The sequence below is a fragment of the Brevibacillus migulae genome (assembly GCF_004521915.1).
GTDB classification, from domain to species: domain Bacteria; phylum Bacillota; class Bacilli; order Brevibacillales; family Brevibacillaceae; genus Brevibacillus_F; species Brevibacillus_F migulae.
The window spans coordinates 1-8,698 of record NZ_SDKD01000044.1 but is presented as its reverse complement, the minus strand read 5'-3'; the positions used below and the strand labels follow the sequence as shown (position 1 = coordinate 8,698).

The following is an 8,698-nucleotide window of genomic DNA, read 5'->3' as shown; positions in this document are numbered from 1 at the left end:
ATATCGGTTGATTGAGTTTACACAAAATTCTTGACAGACCCAAATATAACGTCTACGTGCTCTCTGTATAAGATTACCTTATCAACGTAACTGTCGATGAACTTCTTGATTTCTGGAATGTTTTTCGATGTTACATAATCCTTTTAACGTAGCGAACAGTTGTCGCAGGGTGTCCTCTGTGATGACTGTTTTTTTGTTTTTCAGCTAGAGAGTTCCTTGATGCGAAAGCGGAAAAGACCGGGGTAAGTTGTAATGCCATCACGACATTGGCGGCAGATCCTACAAAACGGATTGATTTCATAACCTTAGACAAACTGCTTCGCCGTCTGGAATTGGAGAATATATTGGATCTCTTAGAATACAATAAAACCGTTGCACAGGAAGCGTAACAGTTTTAGCTGCCAAAAACGGAGGACGTTTCCAACATTCCTCCAGTCTTACCCTACGAGGGATTCTCCGTCAAGGAAGTCCATAATAATACACCGCTCTCATATCCACTACTCCAACGTTATATTGCTTTCTTTGAACATATATCAAACTTTTATATATTTACAATATGAGGAAAAAATGATAGTATACCCCTTGTAAATTGTAAAAAATTTCAAGAGGAGGATTATTGTGAAAAAAACATTTTCATTGGTTGCAGCTTTCACCTTAGCAATGAGTACGGCGTTTTACTCACCGGTTGTTCCTGTATTAGCTAAAGACAAAGCAGAAAAATTAAAAATTGAGTCGAAAGGACATTCTAGAACGATTTTGATCGAGACAACCGACTATGACGCAAGTACAAATGAAGAAAGTATTATGGAAACCCACGGAGAAGAATTGGCAGGTAAATTTAATGTTGACAGTGAATCCTTCCGAGCAAGCATTAAAAATGAAGAAACAAAAGAAACCTTTAACCTAGAAGGAAAAATTGAAAAAATACTTGAGGAGAATAAAGCTTATTACTTCACAGGGGTTGATGAGAATAATGAGTTGATTAAATTTGAGGCAATTGTGGAGGATACAGGAAAAAATTACGAAGCAACTATCAATATTTTTGAGTATAATAAAAAAAATGATAAAGAACCAACTTCCAGCAAAACGTATATATTCGACGGGGAAGGTAAAAAAACTAAGAAGTATAAAGAAAAAGTAGATAGAAATACAATTAAAATGAAAAAAGTGAAAGATAAGGATGGTAAGCAAAAACTTACCGCATTATATGAAGATGATGAATATGATTACTACCGTGGAATACAGGCCGGAACAGGAACTGGTTGGAGGTATCGAATCCAAGGTCCACTCACAACCGAAACTGATGCCGGAAATAACTACAGTTTCCGCTGGGGAACAGACATTGAGGACATTGAAGAGGAGCTTGAGGAAGACGGTCTAGATTATACTGGTAACCACGATATTGTAAACTTTCGACTCCGTATTCAAAGTGATGAAGACATGGTATTTAATACGGTAGATCCTATTAACAATTCAGAAGAAGAATTTAGTGTCCCAATGTGGTTTGGAACTCAAATTGGTGTAGTAAACATTCCTGTAGAAGCAAGTTCTATTAGTATTACGGGTAATGGAACAGATAATCTCTTGTACGACTTCAAGTGGAATACAAGTTACTATCCTTCCGGTTACTTAGATGAAAGACCATTTAGTGAAAACCCAGGAAATAAACCTGGTTTTGCGGTGCGCTATTTTATGGATACTGCACCATCTATCGATACAGGAAATGTCGATGTCGACTTTAGCGGTTACTTTAAATATCGTTCCTTGGTGAACAAATACACTTTATTGCTACACGAATATACTGAAGTAACCAAAAAATCTAACTATACGATTGAGATTGTTGACTAGAAGTTCAAAACTAGCGGTTAGACAGACGGATTTTAGTCTAGCCGCTAGTTTTGCTCACACATCAAAAGGAGAGGATAGCTTGAAGAAAAAAAATATTATTATTTTTTTATTTGGTCTATTGCTTATAGTAGGATCCCTCGTTATTTATGATTTCTCCCTTTTTAGTAAAAGCACAACTCAACTCGAGAATATTCAAATACTAGTAAACAAATTAGAAAAGGAAAAGGGGACAGAGGTATCGATTAAAATTGTTGGAGAATTGCCTCAAGCAACTACACGATTAACGATTTTCGCTGATAATCGTTTTCTTGAGTTTCAAGCTGATAACATACAAAATGAAATAGGTGTTACTTATGATGGCCAAACAGCTGGAGGTGCCGAAACAAACTTTATAATTACTCCCGAGTTTGACGGAGATCTTACTGTTCATTATTCTCAAAAACAAAACGATAACACTTCCCCACTAATATACGCCTACCTTAAATCGGACCTCAAAAGAAACATTTTAAGCGATAAAATAATTCGAAGCAAAAATTTTGAATAAAAAAATGATAAACTTATGTTCCATATCAACCAAACAAAGAAACTGAGGCAGCTATAAAAGCCCACCGGAGAAGAAAATATTGAACCACATAATTATAAGCCGCTACAAGCATGAAGGCGGTTTTTTATACTTTCATACTAATGGGCGTAGAAATACTAAGTGAACATTAGAAAATAAGATCACATATTAAAGCTTTATTTACTTTCAATTACATACTTTAAAAACAGCCTATTAGTAAATTCTCCACGCGTATCACGTTTTGCTAGTCTTGCCTTTTCAAATTCATCAATACATACACCTTTGTGATCAAGTATAGCGTAAACCAGCTTCACAAGATTTGCGTAAGCGCAAAGTAGCCCATCTTGACGTGGCATGGGCTATAACTATTTTAGGATACGACAGATATCTGATAGTGACGTTGACCATGGAAGGAAACGGTCCAATTCTTCCTGGTTCGTTACATCAGTTAACTGGGGTATTTGTTCAAACAGATAGTTCAGATAGTGGAAGGGATGAAGTTGGTTCTCTTTCGCTGTCTCAAGCAAGCTATAGATGATCGCACTGGCTTTTGCACCGCGAGGTGAGTTGGCAAATAGCCAATTTTTCCTCCCAATGACAAAAGGTTTTATGGACCTTTCACTTCGGTTGTTATCTATCTCCAGACGTCCGTCTTCTAAAAAAGCAGTCAGCTTTTCCCACTGGTTTAAGCTGTAGGCAATCGCTTGACCAACAGCACTTTTGGGTAGAGTTCGGGTCCTTTGCTGACGAAGCCATACCAAGTAGGCATCCAAAATGGGCTTGCTTCGCTCTTTTCGGATGGTATACCGTTCTTCTGTGGTTTTTTCCTTGATATCCCGTTCAATGGCAAGCAGCTGGTTACAGTACTGCAATCCCTGCTGCGCAACGGTACCTTTTCGCTCTTCTGTTGAAGGTAGAGCTTTTAGGGCTTCGTCAAATTTACGACGAGCATGTGCCCAACATCCAACGAGTCTCGCTGATACCTTGTGGTATCCTGCATAGCCATCCACGTGGAGATACCCCTGAAATCCTTGTAGATATTCTCGAGGGTTCTCGCCGCCACGTGTCCGTTTATAGTCAAACAAAACAAGTGGCGGACCCGTTCGCCCTGTTCGATAGAGCCAAATATAGGACTGAGATTGTGGAGCTTTCCCAGGCTCTCGCAGCACTTGTAATGTGGTCTCATCCGAATACAGAACATCCTGACGTAGTAAATGTACACGCATTCTATCTACAAGGTGAGATAGCCACTTTTCAGCACCATAAATCATCCAGTTGGCGAGAGTCTGTCGCGAGAGGGAAAGACCTAAACGAGCAAATTGCTGCTCTTGTCGGTACAAAGGCTGACTCTCCACGTACTTTTGGCAACATGTGCCATGATAGAGGGAGAAGCGAAGCTTCCCGGAGAGACAGGCCTTGGCATCGGTGCTGTAATAACAGGTGTTTGAATCTCTTCACGTTCGCATTGACGGCAGGCATACACGTGTCGAACATGACGTGCGACTTTGACTTGTGCAGGAATAATCTTAATTTCACTTCGTGTCTCTGTGCTCATCTCATGTAGTGCACCACCACAACAGGTACAAACTTGTTCTGCCTCCGGCAGTTGATACACGATGGTCTCCACAGGGAACTGATCTAATTTTGCTTCACGATTTCCTGAAGATTTTTTTCGATTATATGTGATTGTCTCCACATCAGACTCTGGCTCTTCGGCAGAGGCCAGTACTTCTGCTTCGTCAAATAGTTGTAAATCAAGCTGGTTCGGGTCTGTTTTCTCGCTTGAAGCGTCGAAGCGCTTTTGTTGGGCAAGACGAAACTGCTCCTCGTACCACTTAAGCTTCACAGTAAGCTCATCCACCTTGTTCTGGAGTTGCTCGTTCACGTTTTGTAATTGTTGGATTGTCGTGGTTTGGTCGATATTTTTCATACCTTTCTTATTCGACAAGAAACACTGATTTTCCTTGATCCAAAGGCTCCGTCTAAGGGCATTTTTATCTATTTTTTAGACAATAGCGTGTGCTTTTACCTGTGGATGTGCAAGGTGTTGCTCAAGCGAAAGTCCATCTAGGAGCCATTGGAGCTGTCGATGAGAAATGGAGAGCGTTTGCGACTTGATATCTGTGGGCCAGCGGAATCGACCACGTTCTAATCGGCGGTAATAGAGCCAAAACCCGTTATGATCCCAGTGCAATAATTTGTGTTTGTCTCGTTGTCGATTGCAGAACACAAACAGAGCCGGAGAAAATGGATCGAGATGAAACTGTTCCTGAACCAAGACAGCAAGACCATCTATGGATTTGCGCAGATCTGTCGTTCCACAGGCGATATACACATGAGAAAGATGCAGAGCTTTTAGCATAGACGCCTCAATACGGTTACTACGTCTTCTAACAGTTTCTGATCTACACCTTGAGGTATCTCTAAACGCGCTTCTCCTATTACGACCACTAGTCCTGCACGAGCTTGGGGTACCGAAGGTTCTACATGTAAGCTAACCCAATTTTGCTTCGCTGGAGTAATTTCCACAAGTTCGTGCTTTCGTTTTTTAGTTTTTTCATCCAGTACCAGAGCTGACCAGACGTCACGTTGTGACGCTCACACCACGCAGCCACCTGTTCAGTACTAGAGCGATAGTCCTCAATTCGTGTTTTCCACAATGTCTTTTTATCTGTCTGTGCCAACAAAAAATCCTCCTCATACTTTTTCTGAGGAAGATTGTCTCATGGTCGATATTCGTTTGATAGGTTGGCTGTGTTTGACGCTTACCTTGATGCTAAATTCCAAAGTGTTTTTCTCACCATCCAATTCGATCATTTTCTCTAGGAAAGCGGATTGGGTCAACCCTTGGGCAACGGCCTGCACGATGTTGTCGAGTTGCCTGTTCATCTGAGAGAAAACTCTTTTTCTCTATTATAGAGATGTGAAGTTTAAGAATGGAGTGTATACAAATTTGTCGATAATTGTATAAAATAAAAATAGTATGGAGAAATAGGGAAGGTGACGATGGGGGGATAGGTTTGTCACGAAGTGCTGATTATACAATCCAAGGTTTTTTATATCAATTTAATAAGACTCTTTTGGAAATTTTAAATGATGAAGAAGACTCGGATATTTCAATTGAAGGGATAATTGAAGACATAGAAGTAGCTACGCCGTTGCTTACTAAAGCAATTCAGTGTAAATATCATGAGGCACAAGAAAAATTTACTCTAAGTAGCGTCTATAAACCAATTCTTCAAATGATGGAACATTATCATGATAATGTTGACAAAAATATTGAATACAGATTATTTGCTCATTTCCCTAGTGAACCTGCGGGTTCTCTGTTTGAGATAACCGAAGCACATATATCTGAGATGCTTCAGTCAGGTGATAAGCGATATAGGAGGCTAATTACCAAACTAAGCGGCCATGTAAATGTTCCGGAATTCTTACAACGATTTACACTGGAATTCGGAAGTTCTATTTCAGATCTAATACATAACATAATGGAAGCATTTGAAAAAAACGGCTTACCAACTGATGATATTGAGACGCTCTTTTATCCAAATGCTGTTCAAAAAATCGCAGATTTGAGTATCTTACACAATGCTGATCAGCGAGTAATTAAAAAGTCAGCTTTGTTACACGATTTGCAACAGATCAGGAAGACGGCTATTACTAGATGGACCAGGTCTTTAATGACTTTAGATAGGATATTAAAGACACGAAAAAAACAATTAAAAACAAATTTAGATAAAAACTCGAGACTACGTTACTTCTTACTTTCTCAATCCTCCATTGAAAATTTTGATAACGAAATCGTAAACTTTATTTCTGATTACCTTAGTAAATTCCATTTTAAAGAAGTACATGATAAAACGCCTTTGTTTTGTTTAGACTGTAACCAAGAATTGTTCAAAGAGATACGTATACGATTGCATAAGAAGAATATAAAGGTGAACGACGGGTTTGTAACTGATGATTTTTTCGATAAAACAAAATTTTTAACTAACCCTATCAAAGCAAAAATTGGGAAGACTTTTTACTCTGAATACGATATTCGGCTATTACGTTTAGATGGAATAGCAATCGAAATGCTTAATCAAACCAAACCTGAGGATTTTTTCCTATTTACAAAAACTCCTCCTGAGTTGGATTACCAAGATATTAATGTTGAACATATTGATCTAAATGAGCTGGCACAAGTTAAATTTATCTTGGGGATGGTTGATACATATGAGTGAAGCGATAGGTAAAGTACTCTCCAGTTCACCAGATAATATCATTGTTACTGTAGAAAAACTAAGGGTTCTTGAGGATAACAAAGAAAGTTTACAAGTGGGTCAATATCTGAAAATAGCAGACGGAAATAGTAACTATATTGTCAGTATAATCAATAATGTTCGAGCCCTTGACTACAACATCCAAGAAGATTTAAAGCTCATCATAGATACTCAACCTATCGGAAGTTTAATGGAGGAAGGATTTAGAAGAGGGGCAAAAAACCTGCCAGTGCCAACAGAACCGGTGTATATTCTTGATTCTGGTGACCTAGATCGGATATTTGGTGCTAATGGTGACTATAACTTTCCAATAGGAGTTCTTTCTCAAAATGAAAAAATAGAAGTAAAAATTGATGGTGACAAATTTTTTGGTAAACATGTTGCTATTGTTGGCTCTACAGGGGCTGGTAAATCCTGTGCTGTAGCGAAAATTTTACAAAGCGCTGTTGGAATCAATAATTTTAAAAATATAAATATTCACGAGCAAAAAAACTCACATATTATCATCTTTGATATACACTCTGAATACTCCGCTGCCTTTACATTAGCAGAAGATCAAAATTTCACACTAAATAATTTATCAGTGGATAAAATGAAATTACCATACTGGCTAATGAACTCCGAAGAATTGGAATCATTATTCATAGAGAGCAATGAAAGCAACTCACATAATCAAATCTCTATGTTTAAAAATGCTGTGATTCTGAATAAAGAAAGACATAACCCAACTATTTCAGAAATTACTTACGATACGCCAGTTTATTTTAATATCAGAGAGGTATTCAATTATATTGAAAATATGAATAGAGAGGTAATTGGTAAACTTGAAAATGAAAATTGCCCTAAACTAGCCGATAATACATTGGTCAGGGATAGAAAGGAATTGTATTTTAATAGGATCTATGAGTTTGTACCTCAGTCAACAGCCTCTGCGACTAAAGCATCAAACGGACCTTTTTATGGTGAATTTAATCGCTTTTTATCAAGATTGGAAACGAAGCTTACTGATAAAAGACTAAATTTCATTTTAAATCCTACCAAGGAAGACGGAACGATTTATCATACGAGTGACTTTGAAGAGATTATTCAACAATTTCTTGGCTATTTAAATAAGGCAAATGTAACTATTGTAGATTTGAGTGGCATACCGTTTGAAGTTTTAAGTATTACTGTTAGTCTAATTGCTAGGTTAGTATTTGATTTTTGTTTTCATTACTCAAAGCTTCAACATAACAGAGATAAGTTAAACGATATCCCTGTAATGATTGTTTGTGAAGAAGCCCATAATTACATTCCTCGTAATGGTGGTGCGGAATACAATTCATCTAAAAAATCTATAGAAAGAATTGCAAAAGAAGGAAGAAAGTACGGATTAAGTTTAATGGTTGTAAGCCAAAGACCGTCTGAAGTTTCTGAAACAGTACTCGCTCAGTGTAACAATTTTGTGGCGTTACGGCTTACGAATCAAACCGATCAAAGTTATATTAAAAACCTTATGCCGGATAGCACAAAAAGTATAGGAAGCATTTTACCAAATCTCGGTCCAGGAGAAAATATTATTGTTGGTGACTCAGTAATTATGCCAACAATAATAAAAATGGATAAACCAAAACCAGAACCAAAATCCCAAAGTGTTATGTTTAGTCAGAAATGGGAACAACCATGGCGTGAAATTACTTTTTCAGATGTTATAAAACGATGGAGAAAAGAGCAAGGTGCTGAAGAGTAAAGTAAATAATGAGATGCATAAATAAGTGCATCTCATTATTTATGTTCAGAAATTAAAAACTGCCATTACTGACAGTACGGAGAACCGTATAATCTATCTAAGTAAACCCTATATTTTGAAGTAACTTGATTTTAAAAAATGGAAAAGTGCTCCAATTCTTTGGTAAAGAGGTGTTTATCCTGAACAACATCCACAAAAAACGGAGCACATATTTCAAAACTGAATTTTCACGAGTAGATTTTTGCTGGAATTGTCAACGCCGGAATTAATTTGACCCACGAGCGCCGGTAT

Annotated in this window: 7 protein-coding genes and 1 pseudogene; 4 read left to right on the top strand and 4 right to left on the bottom strand. The window is 37.8% G+C overall.

Annotated elements, in window-relative coordinates:
- Positions 1-618 precede the first annotated feature (618 nt).
- Positions 619-1,848, top strand: coding sequence for a hypothetical protein (locus EIZ37_RS26490; RefSeq protein WP_235828229.1), 1,230 nt, complete (start codon positions 619-621; stop codon positions 1,846-1,848).
- A gap of 79 nt (positions 1,849-1,927) precedes the next feature.
- The gene (locus EIZ37_RS25145; protein WP_134687512.1) at positions 1,928-2,392 is read left to right on the top strand and encodes a hypothetical protein; all 465 of its coding nucleotides are present in this window, start codon (positions 1,928-1,930) and stop codon (positions 2,390-2,392) included.
- A gap of 383 nt (positions 2,393-2,775) precedes the next feature.
- Here EIZ37_RS25145 and tnpC read toward each other — a convergent pair.
- From tnpC to EIZ37_RS25125, 4 genes and pseudogenes are all read right to left on the bottom strand, one after another.
- Positions 2,776-4,340, bottom strand: a pseudogene (gene tnpC / locus EIZ37_RS25140) (IS66 family transposase).
- A 75-nt stretch (positions 4,341-4,415) separates the two neighbouring features.
- Positions 4,416-4,772, bottom strand: coding sequence for an IS66 family insertion sequence element accessory protein TnpB (tnpB, locus tag EIZ37_RS25135; RefSeq protein ID WP_134687511.1), 357 nt, complete (start codon positions 4,770-4,772; stop codon positions 4,416-4,418).
- A gap of 121 nt (positions 4,773-4,893) precedes the next feature.
- Complete coding sequence (gene tnpA, locus EIZ37_RS25130) at positions 4,894-5,094, bottom strand: IS66 family insertion sequence element accessory protein TnpA (protein WP_134687510.1); 201 nt, start codon at positions 5,092-5,094, stop codon at positions 4,894-4,896.
- 13 nt (positions 5,095-5,107) lie between these two features.
- Positions 5,108-5,299: a hypothetical protein gene (locus EIZ37_RS25125; RefSeq protein WP_134687509.1), complete on the bottom strand. Its 192-nt coding sequence runs from the start codon at positions 5,297-5,299 to the stop codon at positions 5,108-5,110.
- Between the two features lie 131 nt (positions 5,300-5,430).
- On the opposite strand from EIZ37_RS25125, the gene EIZ37_RS25120 reads away from it, so the two are divergent.
- Positions 5,431-6,639 carry a hypothetical protein gene (locus EIZ37_RS25120; protein WP_134687508.1) on the top strand — a complete coding sequence of 403 codons (1,209 nt, stop codon included), beginning with the start codon at positions 5,431-5,433 and terminating at the stop codon, positions 6,637-6,639.
- A complete protein-coding gene (locus EIZ37_RS25115; protein ID WP_134687507.1) occupies positions 6,632-8,407 on the top strand; it encodes an ATP-binding protein in 1,776 nt (591 codons plus the stop codon). Before EIZ37_RS25120 ends, EIZ37_RS25115 begins: the two co-directional genes overlap by 8 nt.
- Positions 8,408-8,698: the final 291 nt, after the last annotated feature.